We start from the raw sequence: 16,431 nt of genomic DNA, 5'->3' as shown, positions 1-16,431 counted from the left end.
ACGAAGTGGAGGGCTCCTTCGAGGCCTCCGCTCCGCTGCGGCGCCTCAGGACGAGGTGGATCGGCGGGAGGAAGACCAGTTGTGACGAACCGTCATACGACACTCAGCGCAGCTTCAGCGTCGCGAGGCCGGCGAGCGCCAGGATCACGGCGATGATCCAGAACCGGATGACGACCTGCGGCTCCTTCCACCCTTTCTGCTCGAAATGGTGGTGGATCGGCGCCATGCGGAAAACGCGCTTGCCGGTGAGCTTGAACGAGGCGACCTGGATGATCACCGACATGATCTCCAAGACGAACAGGCCGCCGACGATGGCGAGGACGATCTCGTGCTTGGTGGCGACCGCTACGGTGCCGAGCAGGCCGCCGAGGGCGAGCGAGCCGGTATCGCCCATGAAGATCTGCGCCGGGGGGGCGTTGAACCACAGGAAGCCGAGCCCCGCCCCGATGACTGCACCACAGACGACCGCGAGTTCGCCGGTGTCGCGGACGTAGTTCACCTGGAGGTATCCGGCGGTGAAGACGTTGCCGACCAGATAGGCGATGACCCCGAAGGTTCCACAGGCGATCATCACCGGCACGATCGCGAGGCCGTCGAGGCCGTCGGTGATGTTCACGGCGTTTCCGGCACCGACGATGACGAAGCCGGCGAACAGCACGTAGAACCAGCCGAGATTCAGCAAGGCATCCTTGAAGACCGGGAAGGCGAGCTGGTTCTGGAGCGCGGGCGCCGAATAATACGAGATCAGGGTGCAGGCCGAGATGGCGATGGCGGCTTCGAGCAGGAGCCGGAATTTGCCAGAGAACCCCTTATGCGACTGCTTCGTCACCTTGAGGTAATCGTCGTAGAAGCCGATGGCACCAAAGCCCAGGGTCACCGCGAGGGTTACCCAAACGAAGTGATTGCGCGGGTTGGCCCAGAGCAGGATCGCCACGATGGCGCCGGCCAGGATCATCAGCCCGCCCATGGTCGGCGTGCCGCGCTTGGTCAGATGAGTCTGCGGACCGTCCTCGCGGATCGGCTGACCCTTGCCCTGGCGCAGGCGCAGCAGCGAGATGATGAGTGGCCCGAACCAGAACACGAACAGGCCCGCCGTGAACAGCGCGCCGCCGGTGCGGAAGGTGATGTAGCGGAAGACGTTGAGGGGCGAGAGCGTGCCGCTCAGGTCCGACAGGAGATACAGCATCCGACACCCGGTCGCGGTTTGTCTGAGAATGGATCATCGGGGTTGGAGGAGGCCGCGCGCCTTTCCATCCCCGCCGTGCACCCGGCTGGCGGGCGAACCCGGTGCGAGGCCGGGCCTGACACGGAGGTCTATTGGCGGATCGCGGCCTGCGCCGACTCGGCGCGGTCCACCGCGTCCGCGTAGCGGGCTTTGAGAGCTTCGACAATGTGACCCATGCGGATGCTGTTCGACCCCTTCACCATGACGGCGTCTCCGGCGCGGAGGGCGCCGATGAGCGGATCGACCAGATCCGACGAAACGCCCGCCGAGACGCCGCGCCGGCTCACCGGCAGCGCCTCGAACAGATGCCGCATCATCGGGCCGGCGGTGAAGACGAGGTCGATCCCGCCCGCTTCCACGGCGGAGGCGAGCGCGCGGTGGTGATCTTCGGCCGAAGCGCCGAGTTCGAGCATATCGCCTAGGACCGCGATGCGGCGCCCGCGCGGCCCTGTCTCGATTCCCGACAAGGTGGCCAGAGCCGCCCGCACCGAAGCCGGGTTGGCGTTGTAACTCTCGTCCACCAGGAAGGCCTCGCCCTCCTTGAGCCGCAAGGCCGTGCGCTCGCCACGCCCCACCGGCGGTTTCAGCGCGGCGAGCGACAGGGCAGCGCGGGCGAGATCGGCCCCGAGAGCATGGACCACCGCCATGACGCCTAGGGAGTTCATCGCCACGTGCCGGCCCGGCGTGCCGAGCTGGTAGGTGACGGGGACGCCCATCACCACCGCGTCCACCACCGAGAGATCGGGCCGCATGACGATGCGAAGGGCGCGGACATCCGCCTCCTCGTGCTCACCGAACGTGACGACCCGCCCCGCCTTCGAGGCATGCGCATGGGCGAGCAGACGCGGATAACTCGGATTGTCGCGGTTGATGATGGCGGTCCCGCCCGTACTCAACCCGGAAAAGATCTCACCCTTGGCATCGGCGATGGCCGAGAGCGAGGCGAAGTGCTCGATGTGAACCGGCTCGACCGTGGTGATCAGCGCGATGTCGGGCCGGACCATGGCGGTCAACGGCACGATCTCGCCCGGATGGTTCATGCCGATCTCGAACACGCCGTAACGGCTCTCGGCCGGCATCCGCGCCAAAGTCAGGGGCACGCCCCAATGGTTGTTGTAGGAGGCGATGGAGGCATGGGTCTCGCCCTGAGCCGAGAGGACGTGCAGCAGAGCCTCTTTCGTGCCGGTCTTGCCCACCGAGCCGGTGACGGTGACGATGCCGGCCTGGCTGCGGGCGCGCGAGGCCTGGCCCAGAGCCCGCATGGCGTCGAGGATCGGGTCCTCGCTCGTCCCTGATACCGCGAGAAGGCCCCCTGCCCCGGCGAACTCCCCGGCTCGGTCGGCGGCGACCACGGCCGCCCCGGCACCACGCGCCAGGGCATCGCGAACGAAGTCGTGACCGTCCCGCGCCTCACCGCGAATGGCGAAGAACAGGTCGCCCGGCTGCAGCGTCCGCGTATCGATGGAAGCGCCGGTGATCGGCTTCGGGTTGCCGCGCAAGGTGCCGCCGGTAGCGGCTTCCAGGGCCTCGGGGGTCCAGAGGGGTGTCGTCATCGGGCGGACTCATGCATGGGGCGACCGCGCGCGTACCCTCCCCCCTCTGCGGAGGAGGGTGGCCCGCGAAGCGGGTCGGGAGAGGGGAGCGCCAGTTCCGGAGAGGTCGTCCCCTCTCCCGCCTGCTCCGCAGGCACCCTCCCCCGCAAAGGGGGGAGGGAGAGACGCGCTGAAGACAGCGTTTCACCCTGAGTCGATCTCACGCCCCCACCTCCGCGATCGCTGACCGGACAACTGCGTGATCTGAGAACGGGAGCACCTGTGCGCCTACGATCTGGCCGGTTTCATGACCCTTGCCGGCCACCACCAGCACGTCGCCGGCCCGGAGCCCGCGCACGGCGGTCTGGATCGCCTCCGCCCGGTCGCCGATCTCGGTGGCACCGGGAGAAGCGGCGAGGATGGCAGCGCGGATCGAGGCCGGGTCTTCGCTGCGCGGATTGTCGTCGGTGACGATGACGAGGTCGGCTTTCCGCGCCGCGATGGCGCCCATGAGCGGGCGCTTACCTATGTCGCGGTCGCCGCCGCAGCCGAATACGCAAGTCAGGCGACCTGTCGCGAAGGGGCGAAGCGCATCGAGCACGCTCTCCAGGGCTTCAGGCTTGTGGGCGTAATCCACGAGGCAGAGGGCGCCGTTGACCTCGCCGATCCGTTCCATGCGGCCGGGCACGCCGGTGAGGTGTTCGAGGGTGGCAAGAATCTCCGCCATGCGGTCGCGGCCGATGGCGGCGCCAACGAGGCCGGCGGCGAGGAGCGCGTTCTCCACCTGGAAGGCGCCGACGAGGGGCAGACGCACGCTATAGGCGGTCGGCCCTCCCGGACCGGGCCCATGCACCCGTAGAACCTGAGCAAATCCCTCGGTGGTCGCCTCGGTCAGGCGAAGATAGCCGCCGTGGCGTCCAGTCGTAAGGAGTTCATGCCCAGCGGCATCGGCGGTTTCCATTACTCTACCGGCATAAGGGCCATCGGCATTCACGACAGCGGGCCGGCCATCCGGCAGGAGGGTCGTGAACAGCCGCAGCTTGGCCTGGAGATACTCCTCGATGGTGGCGTGGTAATCGAGGTGGTCACGGCCGAGATTGGTGAAACCGGCGACGGCGAGCCTCACGCCATCGAGGCGGCGCTGCTCGATCCCGTGGGACGACGCCTCCATGGCGAGATGGGTGATGCCGTCGTCGGCGAGCCGCGCGAGGGTCTCGTGCAGCGAGACCGGATCGGGCGTGGTCAGCGAGCCGTATTGCGCGCCGCGATCGGTGACGATGCCGACCGTACCGAGGCTCGCCGAGGCGAGCCCCAAACGCGACAGGATCTGGCGGACGAAATCGGCCACCGAGCTTTTGCCGCTGGTACCGGTCACGGCGATCACGGTCTCCGGCTGGCGCCCGGAAAAGCGCGCGGCAGCCAGAGCCAATGCCCGTCGCACGTCGGGAACGGGGATCCAGAGAGCCTCAGCCGGCAGGCCGGCGGGCCGATCGCCCTCGCCCAGGATGGCGACGGCGCCGTCTGCGAAAGCCTTGGCGGCGAAGACCTTGCCGTCCACCCGCGTGCCGGGCACCGCCACGAAGACGCCACCGGGAACGACCCGGCGGCTATCGGCCGTGATGCCCGTCACGATCGCGCTGGAGGCCGGCCCGACATCGAGGTCCGGGAACAGCGAACCGAGATTCATGTCGCTCATCGCGGGTCGAGCATCGTCGCGTGATAGGCGCCGAGCTTCACCATCAGGGGGAATGGCTTCACCGGCGGATCGAATTGCGGCGGCAGGCCGATGATCGGGGCGACGCGCTCGATCACCCGGCCGGTCACGACGCCCGAATTCCAGGCGGCGGTGGCGTAGCCGCCGGATTCCGGCAGGCCCTGCGGCTCGTCCATGATGGTGACGAACAGGTATTTCGGGTTGTTCATGGGCGCGGCTGCCATGAAGGTCGTGAACAGGCGGTTCTTGACGTAGCGGCCGTGGATGACCTTCTCCGCCGTGCCGGTCTTGCCGCCGACATAGTAGAGCGGGATCGACGCCTTCTTGGCCGAGCCTTCCACCGCGTTGAGGCGCATGATGAAGCGCATCGCCTCGCTGGTCTCGGGCTTGAGCACGCGGGTCGCCTTCTTCAGCGCCTCGGCTTCCGTCGTCTTGAGGAAGGTCGGCACGATCAGGTTACCGCCGTTCGTGATCGCGCCCACCGCCGCCGCCGCCTGGAGCGGCGCGACCGCGAGGCCGTGACCGAACGCGATGGTGATGGTGTTGATTTCTGTCCAGCGCGAGGGAACGATGGGCTCGGCGCTTTCGGGCAACTCCGTCCGCATCCGGTCGGTGAGGCCCATCTTCTTCAAGAAGGCCCTGTGACCTGGCACGCCGATGCCGAGCGCCATCTTGGCCGAGCCGATGTTGGAGGAGTGCGTGAACACCTCCGGCATGGTGATGGTGCGGTTGGTACCGTGATATTCGTGGATCTTCTGCCGGCCCCAGGTCAGCACGCCGCCGCGCGTATCGAAGGTCGAGTTGACGTTGTACTTGCCGGAATCGAGCGCCATGGCGAGGGTCATCGCCTTGAAGGTCGAGCCCATCTCGTAGACGCCGACATTCATCCGGTTGATCCGGTCGGGATTGTTGGCCTCGGCCGGGTTGTTCGGGTCGAAATCCGGCAGGGAGGCGAGTGCAATCACCTCTCCGGTGGTCACGTCGAGGATCAGGCCTGCCGCGGCCTTGGCCTTGAAGTGATCGACGCCCCAGGCCAGTTCGTCGCGCAGGGCGAACTGCGCCCGCAGGTCGATGGAGAGCTGGACAGGGCGGAGGTCGGTGGCCTTGGCGACGAAGCCGAGGCTGTTCAGGTCCTTCAGGCCGGTATTGTCGATGTACTTCTCGATACCGGCGATGCCGATATTGTCGAGGTTGGTCACACCCAGAATGTGGGCCGCCGCGGTGCCGTTGGGGTAGACGCGCTTGTGATCGGGAAGGAATCCGACGCCGGGAATGCCGAGGCGATGCACTTCGAGCTGCTGCTTCGGGGTGATCTCACGCTTGACCCAGACGAAGCCCTTCTTCGTCGAGAGCTTGGCACGCAGATCGGTGGCGTTGAGCTCGGGTAGGACGGCGGTCAGAAGCTCGACCGCCTCGTCCTTGTCGTAGATGTTCTTCGGCTCGGCGAAGACCGACACGGTGCGGATGTCGGTGGCCAGGATCTCACCGTTGCGGTCGACAATGTCGGGGCGGATCGCCGTGGTGGCCGCGGCGGCGACGCGGTTGTCTCCGTTATCGGCCTGAGGGAAGGCCGCCATCGCCACCAATCGGCCGGCGATGGTCAGGAACACCAGCGCGAAACCGAGGCCGACGAGGCCGACGCGAGCATAGGACCGCTCGATAGCGAGGTGGAACATTGCCCGCACCAAGCCCATTGGCGTCCAAGGCGGGCGCGTGGCGGCCACGGGCTGCGGAGCGCTTTCCTGCGGAAGAGCATCACCGGCCTCGTCGGCGGCGTGGAGCGTGTGATCGTGAACGGTCTCGTCTGACACGGGACTACCTCGAAACCGTATTGGGCGTTCTGGTGGTTTGGACGGTGGTCGTCTTGATCGTCGACGCGGTCACAGTCGGCTTGGTGGTGGTCGTGCGCGTGGTGATCGACCCGGTCGTCCTCGGCTCATCGGCAGTCTTCGCCGAAGATTTTTCCTTGGGCGTTGCGGTGGCGGCCAGCAGGCGACCGATCTCGTCACCGCGGTCGGGGCGCATCGGCAGGTCGGAGAGACGGCCGAGATGATTCACGCCGATGGGCTCCAGGGCAAGATGACGCTCGACGGCAGCCTGAAGGCGGTCTGGCCGGGTCAGGAGCTGCCACTCGGCCCGGAGCACCGCGATGGCCTGCCGCTCCTTGTGGAGCTGGCTCTTGGCCTTCGAGACCTGTCCGGCCTGGTACAGCGTGTCGTACTTGATCGAGTAGGCGTAAATCGCCGAGCCGATCAGTCCGAGAATGGCGACGACGTTCAGCAGACGGATCACCGACGCACTCCACCGCTCTTCGAGACGAGGTGACCGCGCTGGGCGGGAAGAGCCGCCAGCGCTTCGATGGCCGCCAGCGGCGGCGCGGCCGGCGCCATGGTCCGCTCCGCCGCCCGGAGCTTGGCCGAGCGCGAGCGGGGATTGGCATGAACCTCGGAGTCGGAGGCCGTCACCGGGCCCTTCGTCACCATGGTGAAGCTGCGCGGGGTCGGCGCATCGGCGCTTGGCAGATGACGGGAGGCCTGGGCCGCCCGACCGCTGCGCGCGGAGAAGAACTGTTTGACGATACGGTCTTCAAGGGAATGGAAGGTGACCACGGCGAGGCGTCCGCCCGGCCGGAGGATTCGCTCGGCGGCATGGAGCGCCTGGACGAGTTCGCCCAATTCGTCGTTCACGGCGATGCGCAGCCCCTGGAACGTCCGGGTGGCCGGATGGATTCCGCTGGCGGGATCCGCCCAGACCACGCTCGACACGATCTCGGCGAGCGCCGCCGTGGTCTCGATCGGGCCTTTCCGCCTGGCCTCGATGATGGCGCGGGCCACCGCCCGCGAGCGGCGCTCCTCGCCGTAATGGTAGATGATGTCGGCCAGCGTCGCCTCCTCGGCGCCATTGACGAGGTCGGCGGCGCTCTGGCCGGCGCGCTCCATGCGCATGTCCAAGGGCCCATCGTTGCGGAACGAGAAGCCACGGTCGGCCTGGTCGATCTGCATCGAGGAGACGCCGATATCGAGGACGACGGCGTCGGCAGATTCGATGCCTTGCTCCCGGACAAGCGTATCCAGCGTGCCGAACCGGCCCGGCACGAGGGTCAAACGCCCTTCGGAAGCTGCGACGAGGCCGGCGCCACTTGCGATGGCAGTGGGATCGCGGTCGATCGCGAGCACGCGGATCCCTGGATCGGCTTGAAGCATCGCGCGGGTGTAGCCGCCTGCACCGAAGGTTCCGTCGACAACAAGTGATGTGCCCGGAAGTGCGAGCGATGCCACGACTTCGGCGATTAGGACGGGAATATGCGGCGCAGCGGAAACCGCGCCGGCGGCGGCGGCATGAGGGAGCGTCATGCCGAAACCCGACCAGCGGGTCGGAACGGAACCGATCGCGGAGACCCGCACCGGGCTAGAACGAGTCGGGGACGCCAGGCGGCGGCGGAAGATGGGATGTGACGCATGCGTCCCTGCGGCGGGCATCGACCGCTTCGAGGCGGCCGGAGGAGACGGAACGGCAAAGAAAGAGGAGACGTCGCGGACGCGGCCCGCACTTCGCCCCCGGCGAGCGCCCTGCGCGTCCGCCGTTCCCAAAATCGCCGCTGACGAAGTGATTCCGGGTAACATGAGCCTCTGAGCACCGTCAACGCGCGGACTCGCATGTGAGCCGCCGAGTCCGATCAGACCTCAGCAAGGTTAACCGACGGTAAGTTTCGTCGGTTTTATGCAGCGTATTCGTCGGGTGTGAGAGAGCTCGCCAAGCGCTGGCCGATGCCGGCGGAAAGAGGATCAGCCGGCCTTTAAGCCGGGTTCTGTAGGGCCCGGAAGCGAACTTCCGGACGTGGCGGCCATTCCTCTGGGACGTTCGTTACCGAACGCCTCGAGCAACCAACCCGGGCGACGAGCCTGGAGAGAGGGCCTGCCCCGTCCCTTTCGGGAGAAGGCGTGTCGCCCCTATTCGGTTTTGCTCCCGGTGGGGTTTGCCGTGCCGTCCGCGTTGCCGCGTCCGCGGTGCGCTCTTACCGCACCCTTTCACCCTTACCCTGCATGAAGCAGGGCGGTCTGCTCTCTGTGGCACTGTCCCTGGGGTCGCCCCCGCCGGACGTTATCCGGCACCGTCTCTCCATGGAGCCCGGACTTTCCTCCCCGGTTCGCACCGGAGCGGCCGCCCGGCCGACTGATCCGGCGCGGATGTGCGCCGCCATTGCGCCCGAGGTCAAGGAGCCGGATGCCCATCCGGGCGCCATGGCGGGATTTTGTTCGGCGGCTTGCTCGACGATCCACGTGGCCCTAGCTCATCGAATAGGGCCACGCCCGTCGCGGCGGCCCGCCCACGTGAGGAGGTGACCATGGCAACGAGCGATTCGGCCTGGACGCTCGAAAACGTATCCGAACTCCGGACGCTGGCGCGCGAGCGCGTACCGGTCTCCATCATCAGCCTGAAGCTCAAGCGGCCGATCGAAGCCGTCTCGGCCAAGCTCGCCGAACTCGGCATCACGCCGGCGAGCGAAGCGGGCGGCGCATAGATCTAAAACCGGGTGAGCGGGGCGCGCGATGACGCGCCCCGCGATCTCGCCGTCCTACCAGGAGCCGGTATTCTCCATGGAGGCCCACGGCTCCTGCGGCGCCTTGGCCTCGCCCTTCTGCAGGATCTCGATGGAGATCCCGTCCGGCGACTTCACGAAGGCCATGTAGCCGTCGCGCGGCGGCCGGTTGATGGTCACGCCCTTGTCCTGCAGGCGCGCGCAAAAGGCGTAGATGTCGTCCACCTGATAGGCGAGGTGACCGAAATTGCGCCCGCCGGAATAGGTCTCCGGATCCCAGTTGTAGGTGAGCTCCACCTGGGGCGCCTTCGTCTCCAGGGCCGTGTCGTAATCGCCGGGGGCCGCGAGGAAGACGAGGGTGAAGCGGCCCTTCTCGTTCTCCACGCGGCGGGTTTCGCGCAGGCCGAACGTGTCCACGTAGAAGGCGAGCGCCTTGTCGAGATCCGCCACGCGGACCATCGTGTGCAGGTATTCCATGGGCTGGGTCGTCTCCGGTTGATGCCGCCTATGTGGCCCGGCTATGCCGGGCGTCAACGCCGCGATGCCCCCGACGCTCCCGCCCCCTCTCATACATCGAGGGTGGAAGCCGAGCGGGCCGACGACGCGGAGCCGTTCTTAATCCTCGCTCCCGATCAGGACCAACCGCATGCGCACCGAAAGCCCGACCCTGATCCGTCTCGAGGATTACCGGCCGAGCGACCACCTCATCGACACGGTGGCACTCGACGTTCGGCTCCATCCCCGTGAGACGCGGATCGTCGCGACCCTGGCCCTGCGCCCGAACCCGGACGGACGCCCGAACGCGCCCCTGGTGCTGGACGGTGACGATCTCACGCTGACGCGGCTGTCGCTCGACGGCGAAATCCTCGATCCGGCGGCCTATTCCGCCACCGCCTCGGCGCTGACGGTGCATGAGCCGCCGCGAAAGCCCTTCACGCTGGCGATCGAGACGCGGATCGACCCGACCGCCAACACCAAGCTCATGGGCCTCTACCGGTCGAGCGGCGTCTACTGCACCCAGTGCGAGGCCGACGGCTTCCGCCGGATCACCTACTTCCTCGACCGGCCCGACGTGATGTCGGTCTATACGACGCGGATCGAGGCCGATGCCGACGAAGCGCCCGTCCTTCTCGGCAACGGCAACCTGACGGAAGCCGGGCCTGCCGGCCCGGGCCGCCATTATGCGATCTGGCACGATCCGCACCCGAAGCCCGCTTATCTCTTCGCCCTCGTCGGCGGCCGCCTCGACCGGGTGTCCCGCCCGTTCACGACGATGGATGGCCGCCCCGTTTCCCTCGCCGTCTACGTGGAGCCGGGCAAGTCGGACCGGGCCGCCTATGCCCTGGACGCCATCGCCCGCTCGATGACGTGGGACGAGGAGGTGTTCGGCCGCGCCTACGATCTCGACGTCTTCAACGTCGTGGCGGTGTCCGATTTCAACATGGGCGCCATGGAGAACAAGGGCCTCAACATTTTCAACGACAAATACGTCCTCGCCTCGCCCGACACCGCCACCGATGCCGATTACGCGGCGATCGAGCGGATCATCGCCCACGAGTATTTCCACAATTGGTCGGGCAACCGCGTCACCTGCCGCGACTGGTTCCAACTCTGCCTGAAAGAGGGCCTCACGGTCTTCCGCGACCAGGAATTCTCGTCCGACATGCGCTCGCGCGCGGTCCATCGCATCGGCGAGGTCAGGACGCTGCGCGCCCGCCAGTTCCCGGAGGATGCCGGGCCGCTGGCCCATCCGGTCCGGCCCCGGGCCTATGCCGAGATCAACAATTTCTACACGGCAACGGTCTACGAAAAGGGTGCCGAGATCGTGCGGATGCTGCGCACGCTGATCGGCCCCCATGTCTTTCGCGCGGGGATGGACCGCTATTTCGTCGAGAACGACGGACGAGCCGCCACGGTGGAGGATTTCCTCGCTGCCTTCGCCGCTGAGACCGGGCACGACCTGTCGGCTTTCGCGAGATGGTACGAGCGTCCGGGAACACCAACGGTCAGCGTCGAAGGAGATTACGATGCTGCCGCACGGACCTATCGCCTGCGCTTTAGCCAGCGCCTGGCAGGCGCCGAAGGCATCCCGCCCCTCGTCATCCCCATCGCCCTCGGCCTCGTAGGCGAGCGCGGCCCGATCGCTGCTTCCTGCGAACGCGTCAGCGAGGGCGTCTTCGTCCTTGACCGAACGTCGGACGAGATCGTCTTCACAGACGTCGCCGAGAGGCCGGTCCCGTCCTTGTTCCGAGGCTTCTCCGCCCCGGTTCGCACCGACATGGCATCGAGCGATGCCGACCGCCTGACGCTCCTCGCCCATGACACCGACGCTTTCAATCGTTGGCAGGCTGCGCAGAACATCGCCCTGCGCCTGATCGTCGAACGCACGAGAGCCAACGCATCGCTCACGGAGGAGACGGACCCCGCCGCGCAAGCCTTCATCGAGGCGCTCGCTACCTTCCTGGACGACGAGGCCTCAAGCGATCCTGCCTTCGCAGCCCTCGTCCTCGGCATCCCGAGCGAAGGCGACGTCGCCGGCGATCTGGGCTCCGATGTCGATCCCGATGCGATCCATCGGGCCCGAAAGATCCTGCGGCGCCAGATCGGACGAGGACTCGGTCCGCGCCTGGAGACCCTTCGCGCCGCCATGGCGGACGGAGCGGACGCGCCATTCGACCCCGGTGCGGTCTCGGCGGGTCGCCGGGCCCTGCGCAACGCCGCCCTGGACCTGATTGCCGCTTCGAACGGGGAGCGAGGCGTCGAGCTCGCCACTGCCGAACTCGCTGACACCACCAACATGACCGACCGACTGGCGGCACTCTCGGTCCTGGCCTCGATCCCGGGAACGGCCAGAGAAACCGCGCTCCACGCCTTCGACCTCCGCTATGCCGACGAACCACTGGTTCTCGACAAGTGGTTCGCCATCCAGGCGATGATCGCGGAAGACGGCACGATCGAGCGAATCGAGAGGCTGCAGCGGCATCCGGCTTTCGCGATCACCAATCCAAATCGCGTACGCTCACTGATCGGGAGCTTTGCCATGGCGAACCCGACGCAATTCGCCCGACCCGATGGAGCGGGCTTCAGACTGCTTGCGGACGCGGTTCAGACGACTGATCGGACGAATCCCCAGCTCGCAGCGCGGCTTTTGACCGCGTTCGGTTCGTGGCGAATGTGGGAGCCGGTGCGGCGTAGCCAAGCCAAGGCCACGCTTGGAGAAATTGCCTCCAGGACAGGGCTTTCCCGTGATGTGGCTGATATTCTGGCCAGGACCCTCGGTGATGGTTAACACACTCGAAAATAAGGTTAAATTCGATCCATCGATTCTCTGAATCTGATTGCCACACTGCGCCAGGAGTCAAGCGGACAGCCAAGAATTTCGTGGACAAGTTGGCTGTGGAAATGCTGAATTGAATACGATTCGGAGCGTGACTCACCGACATGCCCCGAACGACTCACCAGCAGCTGCGGGGGCTTGTCATGCTGGAGGCGGATTCCGCTTCCCTCTCCGCACGTGCGGATACGATCCTCGGTATTCACCGCCCTCAGACTGCGGCCCATACCCGGTTCGTCCGTGCCGAGATCTGGCTTCGCTATGCGGTGCCCGCCTTCCTCGCCACCTTTCTCGTCTGTCTGGCGGCCGGCGCAGCGCTTCAATTGCGCGGCGAGCGCAGTGAGATCCTGCGCGATGCGGTCACGGACATGGAGACCTTCACGCGGCTCGTCACGGCCGCCATGTCGGACGCGGAAGCGACGCCGCCCGCGATCCGGTCGCGCCTGGAGACTCTGCTCCCCGCCTCGCTGATGCCGTCGGGCCGCCAGATCCTGGTGGCCTCGTCCTCTGAAACGCTTCTTGGCGCCCACCCGGCCCTGACGGACCTGAGCGGGACCATCGCGGACCGCCTCGGAGAGATGCAGGCCCTGAGCACGCTGGGCGAACGCGCCGGCGTGATGGCGCTGACCCTCGCCAATGGCGAACAGGCCTTCGCGGCCCTCCGGACGCTTCCCAAAGGTCGCGGCCAGGTTGCGGTGATCCAGCCGATCGCCCCCATTCTCGATGCCTGGGCCACGCGGATGCGGCATCAAGCGGTCCTCTACGCCGCAGCGGCTCTCGTGATCGTCGGGATCGGCATCGCCTACGCGCTACAGACCCAGCGGGCCTATGCGGTCGACAGGCTGTGCGAGCAGATCAAGCAGCGGCTCGACACGGCGCTCGGTCGCGGTCGGTGCGGATTGTGGGACTGGGATATTCCGCGCGGCCGGATCTACTGGTCGGATTCGATGTACGCCCTGCTCGGTTATCGCCGGGAGCGCGAGTTCCTGTCCTTCGGCGACGTCAACGCCCTGGTCCATCCCGATGACGGGGACCTCTACGCCCTGGCCCGCCAGTTGGCTGCGAGCCAGTCCACCGTCGATCACGAATTCCGCATGCGCAGCGCCAATGGCGGCTGGATCTGGCTGCGCACCCGCGCCGAGGTCGTCCCCGATCAGGTCGATGGCGGCCGGCACCTCGTCGGCATCGCACTCGACGTCACCGAACAGCGCCAGCTCGCCGAGTCCAACGCCACCGCCGACATGCGCCTGCGCGACGCGGTGGAGGCGATCTCGGAAGCCTTCGTCCTGTGGGACACGAGCAACCGCCTCGTCCTGTGCAATTCGAAATTCCGCCACCTCCACGCTCTGAGTCCCGACGATGCGACTCCGGGCAAGCGCTACCATGAGATCATGGGCCGGGGCGTCCTACCGCCGGTACGCCGCGAACTCCGTGAGATCGAGGTTTCGTCGGCGACCGCCCGCACTTTCGAGGCGGAGCTCACCGACGGCCGCTGGCTCCAGATCAGCGAGCGGCGGACCAAGGACGGCGGCTACGTCTCGGTCGGCACCGACATCACCAACCTCAAGCGCCAGCAGGAGCAGCTCGTCGCCTCCGAACGCGAACTGATCGAGACGGTCAAGGACCTCAAGCGCTCGCGCCGGACCCTGGAACTGCAGACGCAGCAGCTCGCGGACCTCGCCGAACGCTACCTCGACCAGAAGGCCCAGGCCGAAACCGCCAACCAGGCGAAATCCGAGTTCCTCGCTACCATGAGCCATGAGCTGCGCACGCCGCTCAACGCCATCATGGGCTTCGCGGAGTTGATGGAAAGCGGAGTCTACGGAACGCTGGGATCGCCCCGCTACACGGAATATTGCCGGGATATCCGCTCCAGCGGCGACTACCTGCTCTCGGTCATCGACGACATCCTCAACATGTCGCGCATCGAATCGCACAGCGTCCGCCTCGCGCTTCGGGAAGTCCCCCTCGACACCGCCGTCCAGGGCGCATTGAAGCTGGTGGCCGAGTCGGCCCGGGCGAAATCACTCAGCATCGACGTCGACGTCTCAGACGACCTGACCCTGCTGGCGGATGGCCGCGCCCTGCATCAAATCCTCCTGAACCTCATCCAGAACGCGGTGAAGTTCACGCCGGGCGGAGACGGGCGCATCATCGTCAAGGCGCGGCCGGCCGGCGACCGGGTCCACATCTTCATCGAAGATAACGGGATCGGCATCCCGAAAGCCGCTCTTCGCCGTCTCGGCTCACCGTTTCAGCAGGTGGAGACGAACCTCACCCGGACCCATAAGGGCTCCGGCCTGGGGCTCGCCATCGCCCGCTCCATGGCAGAGCTTCATGGAGGCTCGCTGCGCATCCGGTCCGAGGAGGGTCTCGGCACGATCATCCTGGTCTGCATGCCGATGCCGACGGCGGAACGGCGGCGTGATCTCGTTGCCCCCGGTTCCGACGAAACCGTGGATTCCCTGCGCGAAGCGTCGGGCGCGCAACCGCGCGGCGGGGCCGGATCGGGCGGGTCGCAGATGCGGAATCCGACGGCCGTTCCAGCGTGATGCGGCCGGTTTATCTCGCAGCGGCCATCACCCTGTCCGTGGCGGTCACAGCCCATGCGGATGAGTGCGACGGACTGGCGGCGAGGATGGCTTCCGAGATCGGCGCGAAGGTCGGGAGGCGGCAAGGGCCGAGCATCGATCTCAAGATTCCGAACGGCACGAAGATCGACCTGACCTGCAGGTCCGAGCCCATCGTCCAGGCGGCCTCGGGCGATCCGACACCCTCGGCGGTCTATTTCCAGGATCTGGCGATTGCCGGTGCGGCGGCGACCGGTGAGAACGCCGGTGCGGTTCAAAGCGCCATCGGCAAGGCCTACGAGACGTCGCTCCGCGAGCGGCGCAAGTCGTTCATCCAGCAGAACGGGTGGTCGGCGAGCTGCTACACCGATCCATTGGGCTCGATCCGCACCCTGTGCTCGGTGGGCCGCATCCCGCCGGGCTGACGGAGACGGGATCCAGCAGCGGGTGGAAGGATGCCAGTGCATCCCCCCACCCCCGGTCTCTCAGTACTCGACGATGTCCTCGAGCGCGTAGTGCTTCACCGTCTTGCGGTTGGCGATGAGCTCGTCGATGGTCGGCTCGCCCTTGATGGCGCGGGCGATGGCGAGCTTCGTCGCCTCGTAATTGGTGCGGTAGAGGTCCTTCTGGTCGAGATTGGCGTCCTCGGCGCAGCGCGGGTCGAGCCAGATCATGATGATCATGCATAGGTCGTCGAGCCCGTCCTTCGGCAGGATGCCCTCGATCACGCAATCGACGATGGCGTCGCCCGTGGCGGCCTGAACCACGCCGCCCAGGAGGTTGACGTATTCCACGGTGTGGATCGTCGCCTTGGTGGTCATCATCGTCGAGGGGCGCACGAGCTGGTTCAGGTCGCGCACCACGAACATGCGGGTATGTCCCTGGACCTGCCCCATCATGCCGGCGAAGGCCTGGCCCACCGGGCCACGGGTGGAGCCGATCAGCACCTCCGGCATCGCGTCGGTGTACTGGCCATCGGCGGCGAGGACGGTGGCCTCTCCGGTGCGGAACCAGATCTCGGACATGTCGGCGTTTCCTTGTTCCTGGGCATTGGCTGCCGGGCCGGCGATCCGGCCGTTTCGCGGGCGGAGAAACACCGTTCCGCCGTCGCCCGTCAATATTCCTCGGCCGAGAGAGTTTCGCGGGCGGCGCTTCCGCTCTGGCCCTGAGGGCCGCAATCGGTCATTCCATGCGCGGTTCCAGGCATCGCGGCATCGGAGTTCTTCGCTCGGTCGCGTCCCATCCCCCGTCCGATGCCGTGGCGAACCGAACGGGAGACAGGCGCATGAACAGGCAGCAGGAACGGGACTGGAGTCTCGCCGTCGCCGCATTGCCGGACGGTGTGCGGCTCGAACTCGGCCTCGCCGACCTGTCCGGGGCACCCTTCACGGCCATTCTGGCCCTCGACCGGCGGGAGGCCCGCGACCTCGCCCGTGCCCTGCTCGCGGCATCGGGGGATGCGGCGGAACGCACGTTCCCGCGCCCGTCCTCCACGAACGGCGATTAGGGCGCCGGA

The 16,431-nt window shown here is 66.9% G+C and carries 13 protein-coding genes and 1 other RNA gene; 5 read left to right on the top strand and 9 right to left on the bottom strand.

The window, feature by feature from the left end:
- Positions 1-103: 103 nt before the first annotated feature.
- The 7 genes from mraY to rnpB all read right to left on the bottom strand — a co-directional run bounded on the left by mraY (position 104) and on the right by rnpB (position 8,648).
- Positions 104-1,186 carry a phospho-N-acetylmuramoyl-pentapeptide-transferase gene (mraY, locus tag AC0IXR_RS03110; RefSeq protein WP_056432110.1) on the bottom strand — a complete coding sequence of 361 codons (1,083 nt, stop codon included), beginning with the start codon at positions 1,184-1,186 and terminating at the stop codon, positions 104-106.
- A 128-nt stretch (positions 1,187-1,314) separates the two neighbouring features.
- Positions 1,315-2,778, bottom strand: coding sequence for a UDP-N-acetylmuramoylalanyl-D-glutamyl-2,6-diaminopimelate--D-alanyl-D-alanine ligase (locus AC0IXR_RS03105; RefSeq protein ID WP_471759720.1), 1,464 nt, complete (start codon positions 2,776-2,778; stop codon positions 1,315-1,317).
- Between the two features lie 199 nt (positions 2,779-2,977).
- Positions 2,978-4,453: a UDP-N-acetylmuramoyl-L-alanyl-D-glutamate--2,6-diaminopimelate ligase gene (locus AC0IXR_RS03100; protein ID WP_471759719.1), complete on the bottom strand. Its 1,476-nt coding sequence runs from the start codon at positions 4,451-4,453 to the stop codon at positions 2,978-2,980.
- Positions 4,450-6,165: a peptidoglycan D,D-transpeptidase FtsI family protein gene (locus tag AC0IXR_RS03095; protein ID WP_210348164.1), complete on the bottom strand. Its 1,716-nt coding sequence runs from the start codon at positions 6,163-6,165 to the stop codon at positions 4,450-4,452. Before AC0IXR_RS03095 ends, AC0IXR_RS03100 begins: the two co-directional genes overlap by 4 nt.
- 121 nt (positions 6,166-6,286) lie before the next feature.
- The gene (gene ftsL, locus AC0IXR_RS03090) at positions 6,287-6,763 is read right to left on the bottom strand and encodes a cell division protein FtsL (protein ID WP_207410283.1); all 477 of its coding nucleotides are present in this window, start codon (positions 6,761-6,763) and stop codon (positions 6,287-6,289) included.
- Positions 6,760-7,824: a 16S rRNA (cytosine(1402)-N(4))-methyltransferase RsmH gene (gene rsmH, locus AC0IXR_RS03085; protein WP_471759718.1), complete on the bottom strand. Its 1,065-nt coding sequence runs from the start codon at positions 7,822-7,824 to the stop codon at positions 6,760-6,762. Before rsmH ends, ftsL begins: the two co-directional genes overlap by 4 nt.
- A gap of 428 nt (positions 7,825-8,252) precedes the next feature.
- Positions 8,253-8,648, bottom strand: an RNA gene (gene rnpB, locus AC0IXR_RS03080) — RNase P RNA component class A.
- 168 nt (positions 8,649-8,816) lie between these two features.
- On the opposite strand from rnpB, the gene AC0IXR_RS03075 reads away from it, so the two are divergent.
- The gene (locus AC0IXR_RS03075) at positions 8,817-8,993 is read left to right on the top strand and encodes a hypothetical protein (RefSeq protein ID WP_200925922.1); all 177 of its coding nucleotides are present in this window, start codon (positions 8,817-8,819) and stop codon (positions 8,991-8,993) included.
- Between the two features lie 54 nt (positions 8,994-9,047).
- Here AC0IXR_RS03075 and AC0IXR_RS03070 read toward each other — a convergent pair whose 3' ends face one another.
- Entirely contained in the window at positions 9,048-9,488 is a 441-nt protein-coding gene (locus AC0IXR_RS03070; RefSeq protein WP_018045183.1) for a VOC family protein, read from the bottom strand.
- A 169-nt stretch (positions 9,489-9,657) separates the two neighbouring features.
- On the opposite strand from AC0IXR_RS03070, the gene pepN reads away from it, so the two are divergent.
- From pepN to AC0IXR_RS03055, 3 genes are all read left to right on the top strand, one after another.
- On the top strand, positions 9,658-12,300 hold the full coding sequence (gene pepN / locus AC0IXR_RS03065; RefSeq protein WP_471759717.1) for an aminopeptidase N: 2,643 nt from the start codon (positions 9,658-9,660) through the stop codon (positions 12,298-12,300).
- Positions 12,301-12,491: 191 nt separating this feature from the next.
- On the top strand, positions 12,492-14,897 hold the full coding sequence (locus AC0IXR_RS03060; protein WP_471760229.1) for a PAS domain-containing sensor histidine kinase: 2,406 nt from the start codon (positions 12,492-12,494) through the stop codon (positions 14,895-14,897).
- Positions 14,894-15,340 (top strand): hypothetical protein, encoded by a 447-nt coding sequence (locus AC0IXR_RS03055; protein WP_471759716.1) that lies wholly within the window; start codon positions 14,894-14,896, stop codon positions 15,338-15,340. Before AC0IXR_RS03060 ends, AC0IXR_RS03055 begins: the two co-directional genes overlap by 4 nt.
- Positions 15,341-15,400: 60 nt before the next feature.
- Here the strand turns inward: AC0IXR_RS03055 and fae are convergent, their stop codons facing one another.
- Positions 15,401-15,940, bottom strand: a complete 540-nt coding sequence (fae, locus tag AC0IXR_RS03050) for a formaldehyde-activating enzyme (RefSeq protein WP_056432453.1) — start codon at positions 15,938-15,940, stop codon at positions 15,401-15,403.
- Positions 15,941-16,200: 260 nt separating this feature from the next.
- Between fae and AC0IXR_RS03045 the strand changes: the two genes are divergently transcribed.
- Complete coding sequence (locus AC0IXR_RS03045) at positions 16,201-16,422, top strand: hypothetical protein (protein ID WP_056432071.1); 222 nt, start codon at positions 16,201-16,203, stop codon at positions 16,420-16,422.
- Positions 16,423-16,431 lie beyond the last annotated feature (9 nt).

Source organism: Methylobacterium sp. AC832, assembly GCF_979256025.1.
The sequence above is the reverse complement of the archived record's forward strand: the minus strand, read 5'-3'. Positions and strand labels throughout refer to the sequence as shown.